The 19743-nt window shown below is 71.1% G+C and carries 18 protein-coding genes; 16 read left to right on the forward strand and 2 right to left on the reverse strand.

What is annotated here, in order from left to right:
• The first annotated feature begins 2 nt into the window (after positions 1-2).
• From murF to ACFVGS_RS28220, 12 genes are all read left to right on the forward strand, one after another.
• A complete protein-coding gene (murF, locus tag ACFVGS_RS28165) occupies positions 3-1433 on the forward strand; it encodes a UDP-N-acetylmuramoyl-tripeptide--D-alanyl-D-alanine ligase (RefSeq protein WP_384422056.1) in 1431 nt (476 codons plus the stop codon).
• Positions 1430-2500 (forward strand): phospho-N-acetylmuramoyl-pentapeptide-transferase, encoded by a 1071-nt coding sequence (gene mraY / locus ACFVGS_RS28170; protein WP_384422058.1) that lies wholly within the window; start codon positions 1430-1432, stop codon positions 2498-2500. The genes murF and mraY overlap by 4 nt, the downstream gene beginning before the upstream one ends.
• Positions 2482-3921 carry a UDP-N-acetylmuramoyl-L-alanine--D-glutamate ligase gene (gene murD / locus ACFVGS_RS28175; RefSeq protein WP_385694352.1) on the forward strand — a complete coding sequence of 480 codons (1440 nt, stop codon included), beginning with the start codon at positions 2482-2484 and terminating at the stop codon, positions 3919-3921. Before mraY ends, murD begins: the two co-directional genes overlap by 19 nt.
• Before the next feature lie 55 nt (positions 3922-3976).
• Complete coding sequence (gene ftsW, locus ACFVGS_RS28180) at positions 3977-5317, forward strand: putative lipid II flippase FtsW (protein WP_384422062.1); 1341 nt, start codon at positions 3977-3979, stop codon at positions 5315-5317.
• A 6-nt stretch (positions 5318-5323) separates the two neighbouring features.
• Complete coding sequence (gene murG / locus ACFVGS_RS28185) at positions 5324-6418, forward strand: undecaprenyldiphospho-muramoylpentapeptide beta-N-acetylglucosaminyltransferase (RefSeq protein WP_384422063.1); 1095 nt, start codon at positions 5324-5326, stop codon at positions 6416-6418.
• A gap of 43 nt (positions 6419-6461) precedes the next feature.
• Positions 6462-7259 (forward strand): cell division protein FtsQ/DivIB, encoded by a 798-nt coding sequence (locus ACFVGS_RS28190; RefSeq protein WP_384422064.1) that lies wholly within the window; start codon positions 6462-6464, stop codon positions 7257-7259.
• 282 nt (positions 7260-7541) lie between these two features.
• Positions 7542-8756, forward strand: a complete 1215-nt coding sequence (ftsZ, locus tag ACFVGS_RS28195) for a cell division protein FtsZ (RefSeq protein WP_384422066.1) — start codon at positions 7542-7544, stop codon at positions 8754-8756.
• Between the two features lie 4 nt (positions 8757-8760).
• The gene (gene pgeF / locus ACFVGS_RS28200) at positions 8761-9495 is read left to right on the forward strand and encodes a peptidoglycan editing factor PgeF (protein WP_384422067.1); all 735 of its coding nucleotides are present in this window, start codon (positions 8761-8763) and stop codon (positions 9493-9495) included.
• Positions 9496-9503: 8 nt separating this feature from the next.
• A complete protein-coding gene (locus ACFVGS_RS28205) occupies positions 9504-10223 on the forward strand; it encodes a YggS family pyridoxal phosphate-dependent enzyme (protein WP_384422069.1) in 720 nt (239 codons plus the stop codon).
• A gap of 138 nt (positions 10224-10361) precedes the next feature.
• Positions 10362-10985: a cell division protein SepF gene (locus tag ACFVGS_RS28210; RefSeq protein WP_128982254.1), complete on the forward strand. Its 624-nt coding sequence runs from the start codon at positions 10362-10364 to the stop codon at positions 10983-10985.
• 83 nt (positions 10986-11068) lie between these two features.
• The gene (locus ACFVGS_RS28215) at positions 11069-11359 is read left to right on the forward strand and encodes a YggT family protein (RefSeq protein ID WP_361164094.1); all 291 of its coding nucleotides are present in this window, start codon (positions 11069-11071) and stop codon (positions 11357-11359) included.
• 67 nt (positions 11360-11426) lie between these two features.
• Positions 11427-12491, forward strand: coding sequence for a DivIVA domain-containing protein (locus ACFVGS_RS28220; protein ID WP_385694359.1), 1065 nt, complete (start codon positions 11427-11429; stop codon positions 12489-12491).
• A gap of 216 nt (positions 12492-12707) precedes the next feature.
• On the opposite strand, the gene ileS is transcribed toward ACFVGS_RS28220, so the two are convergent.
• Together ileS and ACFVGS_RS28230 are read right to left on the reverse strand one after the other, a co-directional pair.
• Positions 12708-15848 (reverse strand): isoleucine--tRNA ligase, encoded by a 3141-nt coding sequence (gene ileS / locus ACFVGS_RS28225; RefSeq protein WP_385694362.1) that lies wholly within the window; start codon positions 15846-15848, stop codon positions 12708-12710.
• A gap of 521 nt (positions 15849-16369) precedes the next feature.
• Positions 16370-16951, reverse strand: a complete 582-nt coding sequence (locus ACFVGS_RS28230; protein ID WP_385694364.1) for a hypothetical protein — start codon at positions 16949-16951, stop codon at positions 16370-16372.
• A 91-nt stretch (positions 16952-17042) separates the two neighbouring features.
• Here ACFVGS_RS28230 and ACFVGS_RS28235 point away from each other — a divergent pair, with 91 nt between their 5' ends.
• The 4 genes from ACFVGS_RS28235 (at position 17043) to ACFVGS_RS28250 (ending at position 19632) form a co-directional block, all read left to right on the forward strand.
• Positions 17043-17510 (forward strand): TraR/DksA family transcriptional regulator, encoded by a 468-nt coding sequence (locus tag ACFVGS_RS28235; protein WP_384423003.1) that lies wholly within the window; start codon positions 17043-17045, stop codon positions 17508-17510.
• A gap of 62 nt (positions 17511-17572) precedes the next feature.
• Positions 17573-18145: a signal peptidase II gene (gene lspA / locus ACFVGS_RS28240; protein WP_384423002.1), complete on the forward strand. Its 573-nt coding sequence runs from the start codon at positions 17573-17575 to the stop codon at positions 18143-18145.
• Between the two features lie 69 nt (positions 18146-18214).
• Positions 18215-19156: an RluA family pseudouridine synthase gene (locus ACFVGS_RS28245; protein ID WP_384423000.1), complete on the forward strand. Its 942-nt coding sequence runs from the start codon at positions 18215-18217 to the stop codon at positions 19154-19156.
• Positions 19153-19632 (forward strand): GNAT family N-acetyltransferase, encoded by a 480-nt coding sequence (locus ACFVGS_RS28250; RefSeq protein ID WP_384422998.1) that lies wholly within the window; start codon positions 19153-19155, stop codon positions 19630-19632. The genes ACFVGS_RS28245 and ACFVGS_RS28250 overlap by 4 nt, the downstream gene beginning before the upstream one ends.
• Positions 19633-19743 lie beyond the last annotated feature (111 nt).

The raw sequence follows: 19743 nt of genomic DNA on the forward strand, positions 1-19743 counted from the left end.
CAGTGATCGCCCTCTCCCTCGCCGAGATCGCCGAAATCGTCGGCGGGCGGCCGCACGACATACCGGATCCGGCCATCCGGATCACCGGCCCGGTCGTCATCGACTCCCGTGAGGTGAAGCCCGGCAGCCTGTTCGCCGCCTTCGCCGGCGAACGCGTCGACGGCCACGACTACGCGACGCGAGCCGTCGAGGCGGGTGCGGCGGCCGTGCTGGCCACCCGCCCCGTCGGCGTGCCCGCGATCGTCGTCGACGACGTCCAGACGGCGCTCGGGGCCCTCGCCCGCGCGGTCGTCGAACGCCTCGGCACCGATGTCGTCGCCCTCACCGGCTCGGCCGGCAAGACCTCCACCAAGGACCTGATCGCCCAGGTCCTGCAGCGGCACGCGCCCACCGTGTGGACGCCGGGATCGCTCAACAACGAGATCGGCCTGCCGCTCACCGCGCTCACGGCCACCGACGAAACCCGCCACCTCGTCCTGGAGATGGGTGCGCGCGGAATCGGCCACATCCGCTACCTCACCGGCCTCACCCCGCCCCGCATCGGACTGGTGCTCAACGTCGGCACCGCCCACATCGGCGAGTTCGGCGGTCGCGAGCAGATCGCCATCGCCAAGGGCGAGCTCGTCGAGTCCCTGCCGGCCGCCGAGGACGGCGGCGTCGCGGTCCTCAACGCGGACGACCCGCTCGTCCGGGCCATGGCGAGCCGCACCAAGGCGCGGGTCACCCTGTTCGGAGAGGCGGACGAAGCGGCCGTACGTGCCGAGAACGTCCGGCTCACAGAAACCGGACAGCCCTCTTTCAGGCTTCACACACCCACCGGGTGCAGCGACGTGACCTTGCGCCTGTACGGTGAGCACCACGTGTCGAACGCGCTCGCCGCGGCCGCCGTCGCCCATGAGCTGGGCATGCCCGTCGAGGAGATCGCCACCGCGCTCTCCGAGGCAGGCACCCTGTCGCGCTGGCGCATGGAGGTCACCGAGCGTCCGGACGGCGTGACGATCGTCAACGACGCCTACAACGCGAACCCCGAGTCCATGCGAGCCGCGCTGCGCGCGCTCGCGGCCATGGGCCGGTCCGCACAGGACCGGGGTTCCCGTACGTGGGCGGTGCTCGGCAAGATGGCCGAGCTCGGAGACGAGTCGCTCGCCGAGCACGACGCGGTCGGACGGCTCGCCGTCCGGCTCAACGTCAGCAAGCTCGTCGCGGTCGGGGACAGGGAAGCGTCCTGGCTGCAACTGGGCGCCTATAACGAGGGTTCGTGGGGTGAGGAGTCGGTGCACGTGTCCGACGCGCAGGCGGCGGTCGACCTGTTGCGCAGTGAGCTGCGCCCGGGGGACATCGTCCTGGTGAAGGCTTCCAGGTCGGTGGGTCTGGAGCGGGTCGCCCTGGCACTGCTCGAGAACACCGCCGAGGGTGAGGCGGCCGGCCGATGAGGCAGATCCTCTTCGCGGGGGCCATCGGGCTCTTCCTGACCCTGATCGGCACCCCGCTGCTCATCAAGCTGCTCGCCCGCAAGGGATACGGCCAGTTCATCCGCGACGACGGCCCGCGCGGCCACCTCGGGAAGAAGGGCACGCCCACCATGGGCGGCATCTCCTTCATCCTGGCCACCCTCATCGCGTACGCCCTGGCCAAGGTCATCACCGGCGAGGACCCGACGTACTCGGGCGTCCTGGTGCTGTTCCTGATGGCCGGCATGGGTCTGGTCGGCTTCCTCGACGACTACATCAAGATCGTCAAGCAGCGTTCGCTCGGTCTGCGGGCCAAGGCGAAGATGGCCGGCCAGCTGATCGTCGGCATCGCCTTCGCCGTGCTCTCGCTGCAGTTCGCCGACCTGCGGGGCCAGACGCCGGCCTCCACGAAGCTCTCCTTCATCACCGACTTCGGCTGGTCCATCGGCCCGGTGCTGTTCGTGGTCTGGGCGCTCTTCATGATCCTGGCCATGTCCAACGGCGTGAACCTGACGGACGGTCTGGACGGCCTGGCCACCGGCGCCTCGGTGATGGTCTTCGGCGCGTACACGTTCATCGGGCTCTGGCAGTTCCAGGAGTCCTGCGCCAACGCGATGGACCTCACCAACCCGAACGCCTGCTTCGAGGTGCGCGACCCCCTCGACCTCGCGGTCGTCGCCTCCGCGCTGATGGGCGCCTGCTTCGGCTTCCTGTGGTGGAACACCTCTCCCGCCAAGATCTTCATGGGTGACACCGGCTCGCTGGCCCTCGGCGGCGCGCTGGCCGGTCTCGCCATCTGCTCCCGTACGGAGCTGCTGCTCGCCCTCCTCGGCGGCCTCTTCGTGATGATCACGATGTCCGTGGTCATCCAGGTCGGCTCCTTCAAGATGACGGGCAAGCGCGTCTTCCGGATGGCGCCCCTCCAGCACCACTTCGAACTCAAGGGGTGGTCGGAGGTCCTGGTCGTCGTCCGCTTCTGGATCATCCAGGGCATCTACGTGATCGTGGGCCTGGGCATCTTCTACGCCGGATGGGCATCCGAAAAGTGAGCGCACAGCTGGACTGGCAGGGCAAGCACGTCACCGTCGCCGGGCTCGGCGTGAGCGGCATCCCCGCCGCCCGCGTCCTGCACGGGCTCGGCGCGGTCGTCACGGTCGTCAACGACGGCGACGACGAGCGCTCCCGGGCGCAGGCGGCCGAGCTGGAGGCGGAGGGGATCACCGTCCGCCTCGGTGACGGGGCGACCCTGCCGCCCGGCACCGAGCTGGTCGTCACCGCGCCGGGCTGGAAGCCCGACAAGCCGCTCTTCCAGGCCGCCGAGGCGGCCGGCGTGGAGATCTGGGGCGACGTCGAGCTGGCCTGGCGGCTCCGCGGCCCGGACGCGGCCCCGTGGCTCGCGGTCACCGGCACCAACGGCAAGACCACGACCGTGCGGATGCTCGCCTCCATCCTGGAGGCGGCGGGCCTGCGGACGGCGGCCGTCGGCAACATCGGCGTCTCGCTCCTCGACGCCGTGCTCGGCGAGGAGAAGTACGACGTGCTCGCCGTCGAGCTCTCCAGCTACCAGCTGCACTGGGCGCCGAGCCTGCGCGCCCACTCCGCCGCCGTGCTCAACCTGGCGCCCGACCACCTCGACTGGCACGGCTCCATGGAGGCCTACGCGGCCGACAAGGGCCGGATCTACGAGGGCAACCGGGTCGCCTGCGTGTACAACGTGGCCGACCGGGTGACCGAGGACCTGGTCCGCGAGGCCGACGTCGAGGAGGGCTGCCGGGCCATCGGCTTCACCCTCGGCACGCCCGGCCCCTCCCAGCTCGGCGTGGTCGACGACATCCTCGTCGACCGGGCCTTCGTCCCGAACCGGCAGAAGAACGCCCAGGAGCTGGCCCAGGTCTCCGACGTCCAGCCGCCGGCCCCGCACAACATCGCCAACGCGCTCGCCGCGGCCGCCCTCGCCCGCGCCTTCGGCGTCGAGCCGAAGGCCGTACGGGACGGACTGCGGGCCTTCCGGCCCGACCCGCACCGCATCGAACTGGTCGAGGAGATCCAGGGCGTCACCTACGTCGACGACTCCAAGGCCACCAACACCCACGCGGCGGAAGCCTCGTTGGCGGCCTACGACCCGATCGTCTGGATCGCCGGCGGCCTCGCCAAGGGAGCGACCTTCGACGAGCTCGTGCAGAAGTCCGCGAAGCGGCTGCGCGGCGTCGTGCTGATCGGCCAGGACCGGGCGCTGATCGGCGAAGCCCTGGCGCGACACGCCCCGGAGGTCCCGGTGGTGGACCTCGACCGGACCGACACTGGGGCGATGTCCGCGGCGGTCCGCGAGGCGGCCGCGCTCGCCCGGCCGGGGGACACGGTCCTGCTGGCCCCCGCCTGCGCGTCGATGGACATGTTCGCCAACTACAACAAGCGGGGCGAGGCCTTCGCGGACGCCGTCCGCGCCCTCGCCGCCACCGGCGACGCCTGACCTGACCAGCAAGGAGGTCCGGCCGCGCCGGACACGACTGGAGGGGACAGCGACCATGCCGAGCAGAACCGCCGGGACACGCCGGCCGGCCGCCGTACGCGGCGCCGGCCGCGCCCCCGCGGCCCCCGGGAAGCGCCGCGCGGGCGGGGTGCGGGGGCTCTACGAGCGGGCCCGCCGGGCCTGGGACCGGCCGCTCACCGCGTACTACGTGATCGTCGGCGCCGGACTGCTCATCACCGCGCTCGGCCTGGTGATGGTCTACTCCGCCTCGATGATCACGGCGCTCCGCTACGACCTGGTGCCCTCGTACTTCTTCCGCAAGCAGTTCTTCGCGGCGCTGCTCGGCGCCGGGCTGCTGTTCCTGGCCTCCCGGATGCCGGTGAAGCTGCACCGGGCGCTCGCCTATCCGATCCTGGTCGGCGCGATCTTCCTGATGGTGCTCGTCCAGATCCCCGGGATAGGGGTCGCGGTCGGCGGCAACCAGAACTGGATCTCGCTGGGCGGACCGTTCATGCTCCAGCCCAGCGAGTTCGGCAAGCTCGCGCTGATCCTGTGGGGCGCCGACCTGCTGGCCCGCAAACAGGACATGAAGCTGCTCACCCAGTGGAAGCACATGCTGGTGCCGCTGGTGCCCGGCGCGTTCCTGCTGCTCGGCCTGATCATGCTGGGCGGTGACATGGGCACGGCGATCATTCTCACGGCGATCCTGTTCGGCCTGCTGTGGACCGCGGGCGCGCCCACCCGGCTGTTCGTCGGGGTGCTCGCCGTCGCCGGCGTGATCGGCGTGCTGCTCATCAAGACCAGCCCGCACCGCCTGGAGCGCTTCGGCTGCCTCGGCGCCAGCGACCCGGGCGGCGCGGGGGACCCGTGCTGGCAGGCAGCGCACGGAATCTACGCCCTGGCCTCGGGCGGATGGTTCGGTTCCGGACTCGGGGCAAGTGTGGAAAAATGGGGCCAACTCCCTGAAGCGCACACCGACTTCATCTTCGCCGTCACCGGGGAGGAACTGGGCCTGGCGGGGACGCTGTCGGTGCTGGCCCTGTTCGCGGCTCTAGGCTATGCGGGTATCCGCGTGGCCGGACGTACGGAGGACCCCTTCGTCAGGTATGCCGCGGGAGGCGTGACCACCTGGATCACGGCCCAGGCCGTGATCAACATCGGTGCGGTGCTCGGTCTGCTGCCGATCGCCGGAGTCCCGCTCCCGCTGTTCTCCTACGGAGGGTCGGCCCTGCTGCCGACCATGTTCGCCGTCGGGCTCCTGATCGCCTTCGCGCGACAGGAACCCGCCGCGAAAGCGGCCCTGGCCATGCGGCGCCCCGGATGGGGCAAGCGGGTCGGGGGGAGATGGAAGTCGATGCGACGGCGCGTCAAGAAGCGTCCGTCCGGAGAGCGGTGAATTTCGGTGCATGTCGTACTCGCCGGCGGAGGTACCGCCGGTCACATCGAGCCCGCGCTCGCCCTCGCGGACGCCCTGCGCAGGCAGGATCCCTCCGTGGGGATCACGGCGCTGGGCACGGAGAAGGGCCTGGAGACCCGGCTGGTCCCCGAGCGCGGTTACGAGCTGGCGCTCATCCCGGCCGTGCCGCTGCCCCGTAAGCCCACCCCCGAGCTGATCACCGTCCCCGGACGGCTGCGCGGCACGATCAAGGCCGCCGAGCAGGTCCTGGAGCGCACCAAGGCGGACTGCGTGGTCGGCTTCGGCGGCTACGTGGCGCTGCCCGGCTATCTGGCCGCCAAGCGGCTCGGCGTGCCGATCGTGGTCCACGAGGCCAACGCCCGGCCCGGCCTGGCCAACAAGATCGGCTCGCGCTACGCGGCCGGGGTCGCCGTCGCCACCCCGGACTCCAAGCTCCGGAACGCCCGTTACATCGGCATCCCGCTGCGCCACTCCATCGCGACCCTCGACCGCGCCCGCGTGCGCCCCGAGGCGCGCGCCGCGTTCGGCCTCGACCCGAACCTGCCGACCCTGCTGGTCTCCGGCGGCTCGCAGGGCGCACGCCGGCTCAACGAGGTCATCCAGCAGATCGCGCCGGTGCTCCAGCGCTCCGGCATCCAGATCCTGCACGCGGTCGGCCCGAAGAACGAACTGCCGCGTGTCGACAACATGCCCGGAATGCCGCCGTACGTGCCGGTACCGTACGTGGACCGGATGGACCTCGCGTACGCCGCCGCCGACATGATGCTCTGCCGCGCGGGCGCGATGACCGTCGCCGAGCTCTCCGCCGTCGGACTGCCGGCCGCCTACGTCCCGCTGCCGATCGGCAACGGCGAACAGCGGCTCAACGCCCAGCCGGTGGTCAAGGCCGGCGGTGGACTCCTCGTCGACGACGCGGAACTGTCGCCGCAGTGGGTGCAGGCCAACGTCCTGCCCGTACTGGCCGATCCGCACCGCCTGTACGAGATGTCCCGCTCCGCCGCCGAGTTCGGCCGCCGGGACGCCGACGACCTGCTCGTCGGCATGGTGTACGAGGCGATCGCCGCCCGCCGACAGGCGTAGCGCGCGCCGCGCCGAGCAGAGGCAACAGGCAGGAGACGCCACCGTGGCAGCCGGACCGACGACCGCCGAGAAGAGTGGAACGAGCAGGTCCAAGGCGGCGCCGCGGCAGCCGTCCCGGCCGGGCGCCCGGAAGTTCCGGGTGCCCGGCCCGCGGCTGCTTCTGATCGCCCTCGGGGCCGTCCTCCTGGCGGCCGGCGTCATCTGGGCGCTCTACGGCTCCGGCTGGTTCCGGGTCGAGAAGGTGAGCACCTCCGGCACGAAGGTGCTCACCCGGGACGAGGTCGAGCGGATCGCCGCCGTACCCCTCGGCGCGCCGCTGGTCTCGGTCGACACCGAGGCCATCGAGGCCCGGCTGCGCGAGGAACTTCCCCGTATCGACAGCGTGGACGTCGTCCGGTCCTGGCCGCACGGAATCGGTCTGAAAGTGACGGAACGCCGGCCGGTCCTGCTGCTCCAGAACGGCCGGAAATACGATGAAGTGGACGCGGGAGGCGTACGGTTCGCCACCGTCTCCACCCCGCCCCGCGGCGTCCCCCGGCTGGTCCTCGACGCCGCCGCCTCCCCGAGCCTGCGCCGCTTCGGCACCGAGCGGCTGCTGAAGGCCGCGGTAGGCGTGACGGGCGAACTCCCGGAGAAAATCGCCCAGGACGTCCGTGTCGTCCGGATCACGTCGTTCGACTCCATCACTCTGGAACTCGGCAAGGGCCGCAGCGTCTTCTGGGGCAGCGGCGAGGACGGTCCCGTGAAGGCCCGCGTTCTCACCGCGCTGATGAAAGCGACTCCCAAAGCGGGGCACTTCGATGTAAGTGCCCCCACCGCACCCGCGTCGTCGGGAAGTTGACGCTCATCTGCGCTGGCCAGCACCCTGGTTGGCCAGCGCTACGGGTGATCACATAGGGTGAAAAGAAAAACGGGAGGTTCGGCGTGTTCGTTGAACGTGCGCCACTTGTCGACTTAGTGTCCTGTTCGGAAGAGTCCAGCGAACAGAGACACTGGTAACCCTAAACTTCAACGTTAGGGTTTGGGTCGGCGTCATGGACCGTCCCAATCGGCATCCGTCGTCAGCAACGCGCCTAACCACCGCGGAGCGGCGACACGTAACTCGAGGCGAGAGGCCTTCGACGTGGCAGCACCGCAGAACTACCTCGCAGTCATCAAGGTCATCGGTGTCGGCGGCGGTGGTGTCAATGCCATCAACCGAATGATCGAGGTCGGTCTCAAGGGCGTCGAGTTCATCGCCATCAACACCGACGCGCAGGCGCTGTTGATGAGCGACGCCGACGTCAAGCTCGACGTCGGCCGTGAACTCACCCGCGGCCTCGGGGCCGGGGCCAACCCGGCCGTCGGCCGCAAGGCGGCAGAGGACCACCGCGAGGAGATCGAGGAGGTCCTCAAGGGGGCCGACATGGTCTTCGTCACCGCCGGCGAAGGCGGCGGCACCGGCACCGGCGGCGCGCCCGTCGTCGCCAACATCGCGCGCTCGCTCGGCGCCCTCACCATCGGCGTGGTCACCCGCCCGTTCACCTTCGAGGGCCGCCGCCGCGCCAACCAGGCGGAGGACGGCATCGCCGAGCTCCGCGAAGAGGTCGACACCCTCATCGTCATCCCGAACGACCGGCTGCTCTCGATCTCGGACCGCCAGGTCTCCGTGCTCGACGCCTTCAAGTCGGCCGACCAGGTGCTGCTCAGCGGTGTCCAGGGCATCACGGACCTCATCACCACCCCGGGTCTCATCAACCTCGACTTCGCCGACGTCAAGTCGGTCATGTCCGAGGCCGGTTCCGCGCTCATGGGCATCGGCTCCGCCCGCGGCGACGACCGCGCCGTGGCCGCCGCCGAGATGGCGATCTCCTCGCCGCTCCTGGAGGCGTCCATCGACGGCGCCCGCGGCGTGCTGCTGTCCATCTCCGGCGGCAGCGACCTCGGTCTCTTCGAGATCAACGAGGCCGCCCAGCTGGTGAGCGAGGCCGCCCACCCCGAGGCGAACATCATCTTCGGCGCCGTCATCGACGACGCCCTCGGCGACGAGGTCCGGGTCACCGTCATCGCCGCCGGCTTCGACGGCGGCCAGCCGCCGGCCCGCCGCGACAACATCATCGGCTCGGTCTCCGCCAAGCGCGAGGAGCCCGCCCCGGCGCCCCGCGCCACCGAGACCCCCCGCCCGCTCGGCGGACTGGGCACGGTGGCGCCGCGCGAGGAGCCGGCCGCCCCCGCCGAGCCCGCGCCGGCCGTCGGCGAGACCTCGCTGCCGCCCGTCGCGCCGCCGGTGGTCCCGCCGGCCCGCCCGTACCCGGACACCCAGGCCGAAGAGCTGGATGTCCCGGACTTCCTGAAGTGACGCCTTGATAGGGCAGCGTGACGAGAGGAACGGCGCGCACTTCGCCTTCACCGACCGGTGGGGCGGAGTGAGCGCCGTTCCGTACGAGGAGCTCAACCTCGGCGGCGCGGTGGGCGACGAGCCGACGGCCGTACGGGCCAACCGGAAGCTGGCGGCGGAGGAGCTCGGGCTCGACCCGGCGCGGGTCGTCTGGATGAACCAGGTGCACGGCGCCGACGTCGCCGTGGTCGAGGGCCCCTGGAGCGGCGGGTCCGACGCGGTCCCCTCGGTCGACGCGATCGTGACCGCCACCCGCGGACTCGCCCTCGCCGTCCTCACCGCGGACTGCGTCCCGGTCCTGCTCGCCGATCCCGTCGCCGGGGTCGCGGCCGCCGCCCACGCCGGGCGGCCCGGAATGACGGCCGGCGTCGTGCCCGCCGCCGTGCAGGCGATGACCGAGCTCGGCGCCGACGCCTCCCGCATCACCGCCCGCACCGGACCCTCGGTCTGCGGACGCTGCTACGAGGTGCCCGAGGCGATGCGCGCCGAGGTGGCCGCGGTCGAGCCGGCCGCCCACGCCGAGACGAGCTGGGGAACCCCGGCCGTCGACGTGGCCGCCGGAGTGCGCGCCCAGTTGGAGCGTCTCGGCGTCCGGGACGTCGAGGACGCCGGGGTCTGCACCCTGGAGTCCCGCGACCACTACTCGTACCGCCGCGATCGCACGACAGGGCGACTCGCGGGATATGTCTGGTTGATCTGAGAAGAGATATGACGGACCGCAAGTCGGAACTCGCCGCGAACCTCGCCCAGGTGGAGGAGCGCATCGCCGCCGCGTGCGCTGCCGCCGGGCGGGCGCGGGAGGACGTGACCCTGATCGTGGTCACCAAGACCTACCCCGCGAGCGACGTCAGACTCCTGCACGAACTCGGGGTGCGGCACGTCGCCGAGAACCGGGACCAGGACGCGGCCCCGAAGGCCGCCGCCTGTGCGGATCTCGACCTGACCTGGCACTTCGTGGGCCAGTTGCAGACCAACAAGGTCCGTTCCGTGGTGGGTTATGCCGATGTGGTGCAGTCCGTCGACCGTTCGAAGCTCGTCACCTCTCTCTCCGCGGCCGCGGAGAAGGCGGGGCGGGAGCTCGGCTGCCTGATCCAGGTCGCCCTCGACGCCGAGTCCGGCCACCGGGGCGAGCGCGGCGGGGTGGGCCCGGACGGGATCGAGGAGTTGGCGGCCGCGGTGGAGGCCGCGCCCGCGCTGAGGCTCGACGGTCTGATGACCGTCGCGCCGCTCGCCGGCCCGTACGCGGGCCGGCAACGGGCCGCCTTCGAGCGGCTGATGGATTTGTCGACTGTCCTGCGCGCGACCCGTCCAACTGCGAACATGGTGTCAGCAGGCATGAGTGCGGACCTCGAGGAGGCCGTCGCGGCCGGAGCGACACACGTGCGCATCGGTACGGCGGTACTCGGAGTCCGCCCGAAGCTCGGGTAACGTCGCGAAGCAAGTCGGACCACAGCAGAAAATATGGTCATTCCGCCGAGAAGGCGGACGGACCCGTGGATCGCGGGCACTTGGTGACACTGCGACATTCGGTAAGGGCGATCCACCACAGAGCGGAGGATGCAGAGAATGGCCGGCGCGATGCGCAAGATGGCGGTCTACCTCGGCCTCGTGGAGGACGATGGCTACGACGGCCGGGGATTCGATCCCGACGACGACTTCGAACCCGAACTGGAGCCCGAGCCCGAGCGGGACCGGCGTCACCACCAGCCTCCGCGCCAGGTGGAGCGCGAGGAGCCGGTGCGGGTGGTCACGCCTCCGGCGCCGCGCGAGCCGGTGGCTCAGTCTGTACCGGTACACGCGGAAAGCGGACGTCCTGCCCGAATTGCCCCCGTGGCATCCATCACACCCGAACGTCCGAGCCTGGAGAAGAACGCACCGGTGATCATGCCCAAGGTCGTGTCCGAGCGGGAGCCGTACCGCATCACCACACTGCACCCGCGGACCTACAACGAGGCCCGTACCATCGGGGAACACTTCCGTGAGGGCACCCCGGTGATCATGAATCTCACGGAGATGGACGACACCGACGCGAAGCGACTTGTCGACTTTGCTGCCGGACTCGTGTTCGGGCTCCATGGCAGCATTGAGCGCGTGACGCAGAAGGTGTTCCTGTTGTCGCCTGCTAACGTCGATGTCACGGCGGAGGACAAGGCCCGCATCGCAGAGGGCGGATTCTTCAACCAGAGCTGAGAGAACGAGACCGAGAACGGCCCGGCCGCGGAGTGCGGCCGGACGAGTGAGAGCACGAGAGCCAGGGGAGAGGGAACCGCGGGATGGGCGTCGCACTGCAGGTGGTCTACATCGCGCTGATGTGCTTCCTCGTCCTGCTGATCTTCCGGCTGGTCATGGACTACGTCTTCCAGTTCGCCCGGTCATGGCAACCCGGCAAGGCGATGGTGGTGGTCCTGGAGGCCACCTACACTGTGACCGATCCACCGCTCAAGCTCCTGCGGCGGCTCATCCCGCCGCTGCGTCTCGGGGGCGTGGCACTCGACCTGTCCTTCTTCGTTCTGATGATCATCGTCTACATCCTGATCTCCGTCGTGAGCAGCTTCGCGAGGTGAGGGTGGAGGATTCTGTGGACGATACGGTCTTGCCGACTGCCGACGACTACGTAGAGGTGAAGAAGAGATGCCGCTGACCCCCGAGGACGTGCGGAACAAGCAGTTCACGACCGTCCGCCTTCGAGAAGGCTATGACGAGGACGAGGTCGATGCCTTCCTCGACGAGGTCGAAGCCGAACTGACCCGACTGCTCCGCGAGAACGAGGACCTGCGCGCCAAGCTGGCCGCGGCGACCCGTGCCGCCGCGCAGAACCAGCAGCAGGGCATGCGCAAGCCGCCGGAGCCGCAGGATCGTCCCGTCGGTCCCGGCGCCCCCGTGCCCGCCGCCATATCCGGACCGCCGGCCCAGCAGCAGGGCCCCATGCAGGGCCCGCCGCAGCTGCCGTCCGGTGCCCCCGCGCTGCCCGCCGGCCCCATGCAGGGCGGCCCGATGCAGGGCGGTCCGATGGGTCCCGGCCCGATGCAGGGCGGTCCGATGGGTCCCGGCCCGATGCAGGGCGGCCCCATGGGTCACCCGCAGCAGCAGCCGATGCAGCCGGCTCCGCAGGGCCCCGGTGGCGACAGCGCCGCGCGTGTCCTCTCGCTGGCCCAGCAGACCGCCGACCAGGCGATCGCGGAGGCCCGTTCCGAGGCCAACAAGATCGTCGGCGAGGCGCGCTCGCGCGCCGAGGGCCTGGAGCGGGACGCCCGCGCCAAGGCCGACGCCCTGGAGCGGGACGCGCAGGAGAAGCACCGCGTCGCGATGGGCTCCCTGGAGTCCGCCCGTGCCACGCTCGAGCGCAAGGTCGAGGACCTGCGGGGCTTCGAGCGCGAGTACCGGACGCGTCTGAAGTCGTACCTCGAGTCCCAGCTGCGTCAGCTGGAGACCCAGGCCGACGACTCGCTGGCCCCGCCGCGCACCCCGGCGGCCGCGTCGCTTCCGCCGTCCCCGTCGATGGCCCCGGCCGGCGCGAGCGCCCCGTCCTACGGCGGCAACAGCCCGATGGGCGGTGCCCCGTCCTACGGCGGCCAGCAGCAGATGTCCCCGGCGATGACCCAGCCGATGGCTCCGGTCCGCCCGCAGGCTCCGCAGCCGATGCAGCAGGCGCCGGCGCCGATGCGCGGCTTCCTGATCGACGAGGACGACAACTGAGGCCGGCGGATCAACGCGTGTTGAACGCGTAGCCGTCGTCGGCAGTCCTGAAGGGCCGGGCCCTGGTGAAGACCAGGGCCCGGCCCTTCGGCGTACCCGGGCGGGGCTCCCGTCCCGCGACCCCGGGCGGTGGTGGCTCCGGGCTGCCCGTGCGCCGCGGCGGGGACGGCGAAGGGCCCGGCACCGGAGTTCGGTGCCGGGCCCCTCGGTCCGTGGTTACGCCTTGCGGAGGCGGAAGCCGAGCGACAGCGACTCGTCCTCGAAGGCCTGGCCGTACGTGGCGTCGGCCTCGCCCTGCGCGTAGTCCGTGGCCAGGACCTCGTCGGCGATCAGGGCCGCGTGGGCCGTGAGGGCCTCCGCGGTCTCCGGCGACGTCGAGGTCCAGCGGAGGGCGATGCGGTCCGCGACGTCCAGGCCGCTGTTCTTGCGGGCCTCCTGGATCAGACGGATCGCGTCACGGGCCAGACCCGCCTTGCGGAGCTCCGGCGTGATCTCCAGGTCCAGGGCGACCGTGGCACCCGAGTCCGAGGCCACCGACCAGCCCTCCCTCGGGGTCTCCGTGATGATGATCTCCTCCGGGGTCACGGTGATCTGCTCACCGTTGACCTCCAGCGTCGCCTCGCCGCCGCGCAGCGCCAGCGCCAGCGCCGCCGCGTCCGCCGCCGCCACCGCCTTCGCCACGTCCTGGACGCCCTTGCCGAAGCGCTTGCCCAGCGCCCGGAAGTTCGCCTTCGCCGTGGTGTCGACCAGGCTGCCGCCCACCTCCGACAGGGAGGCGAGCGAGGAGACGTTGAGCTCCTCGGTGATCTGCGCCTGGAGGTCCTCGGACAGGTCAGCGAAGCCCGCGGCCGCCACCAGCGCCCGCGAGAGCGGCTGGCGGGTCTTCACGCCCGACTCCGCGCGCGTGGCGCGGCCCAGCTCGACCAGGCGGCGGACCAGGAGCATCTGCTCCGACAGGGCCGGGTTCACCAGGGCGGCGTCCGGCTCCGGCCAGGTCGCCAGGTGGACCGACTCGGGGGCCTCGGGGGTGACCGGGACGATCAGGTCCTGCCAGACCCGCTCCGTGATGAAGGGGGTGAGCGGGGCCATCAGTCGGGTGACCGTCTCCACGACCTCGTGCAGGGTGCGCAGGGCACCCTTGTCGCCCTGCCAGAACCGGCGGCGCGAACGGCGCACGTACCAGTTGGACAGGTCGTCGACGAAGGCCGAGAGGAGCTTGCCGGTGCGCTGGGTGTCGTACGCCTCCATCGCCTCGGTGGCCTCGGCCACCAGCGTGTTCAGCTCGGACAGGAGCCAGCGGTCGAGGACCGTGCGGTCGGCCGGGGCCGGGTCCGCCGCGCTCGGGGCCCAGTCGGACGTACGGGCGTACAGCGCCTGGAAGGCGACCGTGTTCCAGTAGGTCAGGAGGGTCTTGCGGACGACCTCCTGGATGGTGCCGTGGCCCACCCGGCGCGCCGCCCACGGCGAGCCGCCGGCCGCCATGAACCAGCGGACCGCGTCGGCGCCGTGCTGGTCCATCAGCGGGATCGGCTGGAGGATGTTCCCCAGGTGCTTGGACATCTTGCGGCCGTCCTCGGCGAGGATGTGGCCCAGGCAGACCACGTTCTCGTACGAGGACTTGTCGAAGACGAGGGTGCCGACGGCCATCAGCGTGTAGAACCAGCCACGGGTCTGGTCGATCGCCTCGCTGATGAACTGCGCCGGGTAGCGGCTCTCGAAGAGCTCCTTGTTCCGGTAGGGGTAGCCGTACTGCGCGAACGGCATCGAGCCCGAGTCGTACCAGGCGTCGATGACCTCCGGGACGCGCGTCGCGGTCCGGCCGCAGCCCTCCGCGGGGCAGGCGAAGGTGACCTCGTCGATGTACGGGCGGTGCGGGTCGAGGCCCGACTGGTCGGTGCCCGTCAGCTCGGAGAGCTCCGCGCGGGAGCCCACGCACGTCAGGTGGTCGTCCTCACAGCGCCAGATCGGCAGCGGCGTGCCCCAGTAGCGGTTGCGGGACAGCGCCCAGTCGATGTTGTTGTTCAGCCAGTCGCCGAAGCGGCCGTGCTTGACCGAGTCCGGGAACCAGTTCGTGTTCTCGTTCTCTTCGAGCAGCCGGTCCTTGACCGCGGTCGTGCGGATGTACCAGGACGGCTGCGCGTAGTACAGCAGCGCCGTGTGGCAGCGCCAGCAGTGCGGGTAGCTGTGCTCGTACGCGATGTGCTTGAAGAGCAGGCCGCGGGACTCCAGGTCGGCGGTCAGCGCCTCGTCGGCCTTCTTGAAGAAGACGCCGCCGACCAGCGGCACGTCCTCCTCGAAGGTGCCGTCGGGGCGGACCGGGTTCACGACCGGCAGGCCGTAGGCGCGGCAGACCTTGAGGTCGTCCTCACCGAAGGCGGGGGACTGGTGGACCAGACCCGTGCCGTCCTCGGTCGTCACGTACTCGGCGTTGACCACGTAGTGGGCCGTGTCCGGGAACTCGACGAGCTCGAAGGGGCGCTGGTAGGTCCAGCGCTCCATGTCCTTGCCCGTGAAGGACTCGCCGGTGGTCACCCAGCCCTCGCCGAGCGCCTTCTCCAGGAGCGGCTCGGCGACGACCAGCCTCTCGTCGCCGTCCGTGGCGACCAAGTAGGTCACCTCGGGGTGGGCGGCGACCGCCGTGTTGGACACCAGGGTCCACGGCGTGGTCGTCCAGACCAGGAGCGCGGCCTTGCCGGCGAGCGGGCCGGAGGTCAGCGGGAAGCGCACGTAGACGGAGGGGTCGACGACCGTCTCGTAGCCCTGCGCGAGCTCGTGGTCGGACAGGCCGGTGCCGCAGCGCGGGCACCACGGCGCGACGCGGTGGTCCTGGACCAGCAGGTCCTTGTCGAAGATCTGCTTGAGCGACCACCAGACCGACTCGATGTACGAGGGGTCCATGGTGCGGTAGGCGTCGTCGAGGTCGACCCAGTAGCCCATGCGCGTGGTCAGCTCGGCGAAGGCGTCGGTGTGGCGGGTCACGGACTCGCGGCACTTGGCGTTGAACTCGGCGATGCCGTACGCCTCGATGTCCTTCTTGCCGGAGAAGCCGAGCTCCTTCTCGACGGCGAGCTCCACGGGCAGGCCGTGGCAGTCCCAGCCGGCCTTGCGGGCGACGTGGTAGCCGCGCATGGTCCGGAAGCGGGGGAAGACGTCCTTGAAGACGCGGGCCTCGATGTGGTGGGCGCCGGGCATGCCGTTGGCGGTCGGCGGGCCCTCGTAGAACACCCACTCCGGGCGTCCCTCGGACTGCTCCAGGGTCTTGGCGAAGACCTTGTTCTCGCGCCAGAAGTCGAGCACGGCGTGCTCGAGCGCGGGCAGGTCTACCTGGGCGGGTACCTGGCGGTACTGCGAAGACATCGATCTTCCTCCGGCGGATGTGCCTCGTTCCGTCCGGAGGGACGAGAGCACTGCTCCCGCGGTACCACCCTCCTTGGCCCCGGGCGGATGCCCTGAGCCCCCTCATTGGGGTCGCGACGCCGGTTCTACTGGCCACGGCCGAATCGACCGCGGCTTTCTTCCGGCAGCTCCGGGGTGATGCTTCACATCGGGCTCGCCCCCGGGCTCGCACCGTCCCCGGGTCGCTCATGGCTGCGTACGACGCTACTCGTCCCCATCCAAGCCTTTCGCTCAGCCCAGTGTACGGGCCCCCGGCGGGGTCGGCCGACCGCTTTTCCGGTGACCCGAATGGCCACACGGCCCCGCGCGGACTTCGGCTGCGGCCAAGTGGGGGAGGGGCGGCACGGATAACCCGCCGGGGAGCTGGGCACAACCGATGCAGACTCGCCCCGCAGGGCGCCGGGGCGGGCGGAACGGGCGGCGTGCCCCGTTGCCGCGGGCCTTGGGCCGATTTATCGTCCCAGCACGATTCGCGAGCAAGATCACAAAATGTGAAGGGGCCGCGACATGGTGGCGAAGAAGACCGCCGCGAGGAAGACGACGGCCACGAAAACCACGGCCGCGAAGGCACCGGCCGCGAAGAAGTCCGCGCCCGCGAAGACGACCGCGCCCGCGAAGAAGGCGGCGAAGGCACCCGCCACGAAGGCATCCGCCAACAACACACCCGCCAGGAAGGCGCCGGGAAAGAAGGCGCCCGCCAGTAAGGCCCCTGCCGGCAAGGCCCCCGCCAAGAAGACGCCCGCCAAGAAGGCACCGGCGAAGAAGGCGACCGCCCGGAAGACGCCCGCGCCCGCCGCCGATCCGGCGGACACGGCGGCCCTCACCGCGGCGGCACCGGGCACGAAGACCACCACCACGAACACCACCACCACGAAGAGCACCACCAAGACGACCACCAAGACCACAGCGAAGAAGACGGCAGGGAAGACGACGACCGCCACGAAGACGCCCGCCACGAAGACGCCCGCGACGAAGACCGCCGCCACCGAACCGGCCGCCGACAAGACGGCTGCCAGGAAGACGGCGGAGAAGAAGACGGCCGCCACGAAGGCGGCGGCCACCACGAAGGCCGCCGGGAAGACGGCGGCGCCCCCAGAGACGGCGGCCCCGGCCGGTGAGGCCGCCCCGAAGAACCGGAAGACAGGAGCCAGGACGGTGGCAGCGAAGAAGACCGCGGTTGGCGTCACGACGGCCGGGAGCGAGGCCGCGGTGCCCCCGGCCCGTAGCGGTGAGCTCGCCGTACGGCCCGGTGAGGACCCCTGGACCCCTGAGGAGGTCAGCGAGGCCCGCAGCGAGCTCCAGTCGGAGGTGCTGCGGCTGCGCAGCGAGCTGGCCCACTCGCAGGAGGAGCTGACCGGTCTGATGCGCGACTCCGGCGACGGCGCCGGCGACGACCAGGCCGACACCGGCACCAAGAACATCACGCGGGAGCACGAGCTGGCCCTGGCGGCCAACGCCCGCGAGATGCTGGAGCAGACCGAGCACGCCCTGGAGCGGCTCGACGCGGGCACGTACGGCCTGTGCGAGGTCTGCGGGAAGCCCATCGGCAAGGCCAGGATGCAGGCCTTCCCCCGCGCCACCCTCTGCGTGGAGGACAAGCAGAAGCAGGAGCGTCGGGGCTGACGCCGCCGGACGGGTGTGACGTACCCTCGGTGCACAGCAGGCACCTAGGTTGAGGGACTCACGTGGCAGAGGCGGAGAGCGTCATCGGTACGCCGGATTCAGCAGGAGCCGACGAGTCGGCCGCTCCCGAGGAGCGGCCGCAGCCGAAGGGGAAGCGGAAGATCGCGGCGCTGTTCGTGGTCGCCGTGCTCGCCTACCTCCTCGACCTCGGCAGCAAGATGCTCGTGGTGGCGAAGCTGGAGGGGCACGAGCCGATCGAGGTGATCGGTGACCTGCTGCGCTTCGAGGCCGTCCGCAACCCCGGCGCCGCCTTCGGCATGGGCGAGGCCTTCACGATCATCTTCACGTGCATCGCGGCCGTGGTCATCGTGGTGATCATCCGGCTGGCCCGCAAGCTCTACAGCCTGCCCTGGGCGATCGCGCTCGGCCTGCTGCTCGGCGGCGCGCTGGGCAACCTGACCGACCGGATCTTCCGCTCGCCCGGCGTCTTCGAGGGCGCGGTCGTGGACTTCATCGCGCCGGCCCACTTCGCGGTGTTCAACCTGGCCGACTCGGCGATCGTGTGCGGAGGCATCCTGATCGTCCTGCTGTCGTTCCGGGGCCTGGACCCCGACGGCACCGTCCACAAGGACTGACGGCACCACCGTCCGCGAGGGCCCGGCGGTGCGGACGGGGCACTCGCCGCACAAGGCATACTCGTACGGGTGAGCACGAGTCCCGAGATCCGCACGCTGCCCGTTCCCGACGGCCTGGAGGGCGAGCGCGTCGACGCCGCCATCGCCCGCATGTTCGGGTTCTCCCGTACGAAGGCGGCCGAGCTGGCCGCCGCAGGCAAGGTCCAGGTCGACGGCGCCGTCGTCGGCAAGTCCGAGCGGGTCAGCGGCGGCGCGTGGCTCGAGGTCGAGATGCCCGGCGCGCCCGCCCCGGTGCAGGTCGTGGCCGAGCCCGTGGAGGGCATGGAGATCGTCCACGACGACGACGACATCGTCGTGATCATGAAGCCGGTCGGCGTGGCCGCCCATCCCAGCCCCGGCTGGAGCGGCACCACCGTGATCGGCGGCCTGGCCGCCGCCGGCTACCGGATCTCCACCTCCGGCGCCGCCGAGCGCCAGGGCATCGTGCACCGCCTCGACGTCGGCACCTCCGGTCTCATGGTGGTGGCGAAGTCGGAGTACGCGTACACGTCGCTGAAGCGCCAGTTCAAGGAGCGCACGGTCGACAAGCGCTACCACGCCCTGGTGCAGGGCCACCCGGACCCGCTGAGCGGCACCATCGACGCGCCGATCGGCCGGCACCCGAACCACGACTACAAGTGGGCGGTGACCGCCGACGGCAAGCCGTCCGTGACCCACTACGACCTGATCGAGGCCTACCGCGCGGCCTCGCTGCTCGACATCAAGCTGGAGACGGGCCGCACCCACCAGATCCGGGTGCACATGTCCGCCCACCGCCACCCGTGCGTCGGTGACCTCACCTACGGCGCCGACCCGACCATGGCCAAGCGCCTCGGCCTGACCCGCCAGTGGCTGCACGCCGTGCGCCTCGGCTTCGAGCACCCCGGGGACGGGCGGTGGGTCGAGTTCGCGAGCACCTACCCGGCGGACCTGCAGACCGCCCTCGACCGGATCGCCGCGGAGAGCCGGTGAGCGCCCCGGAGCGCGTGGCGTACGACGTCCGGGAGGCCGTGGGCCAGGACGACCGCGACGCCTGCTTCGCGGTCCGCCGCGAGGTCTTCGTCGTGGAGCAGGGCGTGCCGCAGGAGCTCGAGTACGACGCGTACGACGAGACCGCCGTGCACCTCCTCGCGGTCCGCGCGGACGGTGTGCCGCTGGGCACCGGGCGGCTGCTCCTGGGAGCGGACGCGGCCGGCAGGACCGGCGCCGACGCGTCGGTGGGCTCGCTCGGGCGGCTCGCGGTGACCGGGGCCGCCCGTGGTCTCGGGGTCGGCGCGGCGCTGGTGCGCGGCATCGAGGAGGCGGCCCGCGAGCGCGGGCTGACGGCCGTCGACCTGCACGCGCAGACGCACGCCCTCGGCTTCTACGAGCGGCTGGGGTACGTGGCGTACGGCCCCGAGTTCCCGGACGCGGGGATGCCGCACCGGGCGATGCGGCGCGCGCTGTAGCCGGCGGAGTCACTCCGCGCTTGCGGGCATGAAGGAGGGCCTGCGGGGAACAGGCCCTGATGGATGCCACGGGGAGGAGGACGCAACCCTCCGGCTCGTGAACGTGGAGGT

The organism is Streptomyces sp. NPDC127114, from assembly GCF_042677525.1.
In the GTDB taxonomy this organism is placed as follows: Bacteria; Actinomycetota; Actinomycetes; order Streptomycetales; family Streptomycetaceae; genus Streptomyces.

Coding starts and splice junctions, on each gene's coding strand:
- mraY (WP_384422058.1), top strand. CDS start 1,430: ATGAGGCAGATCCTCTTCGCGGGGGCCATCGGGCTCTTCCTGACCCTG.
- murD (WP_385694352.1), top strand. CDS start 2,482: ATGGGCATCCGAAAAGTGAGCGCACAGCTGGACTGGCAGGGCAAGCAC.
- ftsW (WP_384422062.1), top strand. CDS start 3,977: ATGCCGAGCAGAACCGCCGGGACACGCCGGCCGGCCGCCGTACGCGGC.
- ACFVGS_RS28205 (WP_384422069.1), top strand. CDS start 9,504: ATGACGGACCGCAAGTCGGAACTCGCCGCGAACCTCGCCCAGGTGGAG.
- ACFVGS_RS28210 (WP_128982254.1), top strand. CDS start 10,362: ATGGCCGGCGCGATGCGCAAGATGGCGGTCTACCTCGGCCTCGTGGAG.
- ACFVGS_RS28215 (WP_361164094.1), top strand. CDS start 11,069: ATGGGCGTCGCACTGCAGGTGGTCTACATCGCGCTGATGTGCTTCCTC.
- ACFVGS_RS28220 (WP_385694359.1), top strand. CDS start 11,427: ATGCCGCTGACCCCCGAGGACGTGCGGAACAAGCAGTTCACGACCGTC.
- ileS (WP_385694362.1), bottom strand. CDS start 15,848: ATGTCTTCGCAGTACCGCCAGGTACCCGCCCAGGTAGACCTGCCCGCG.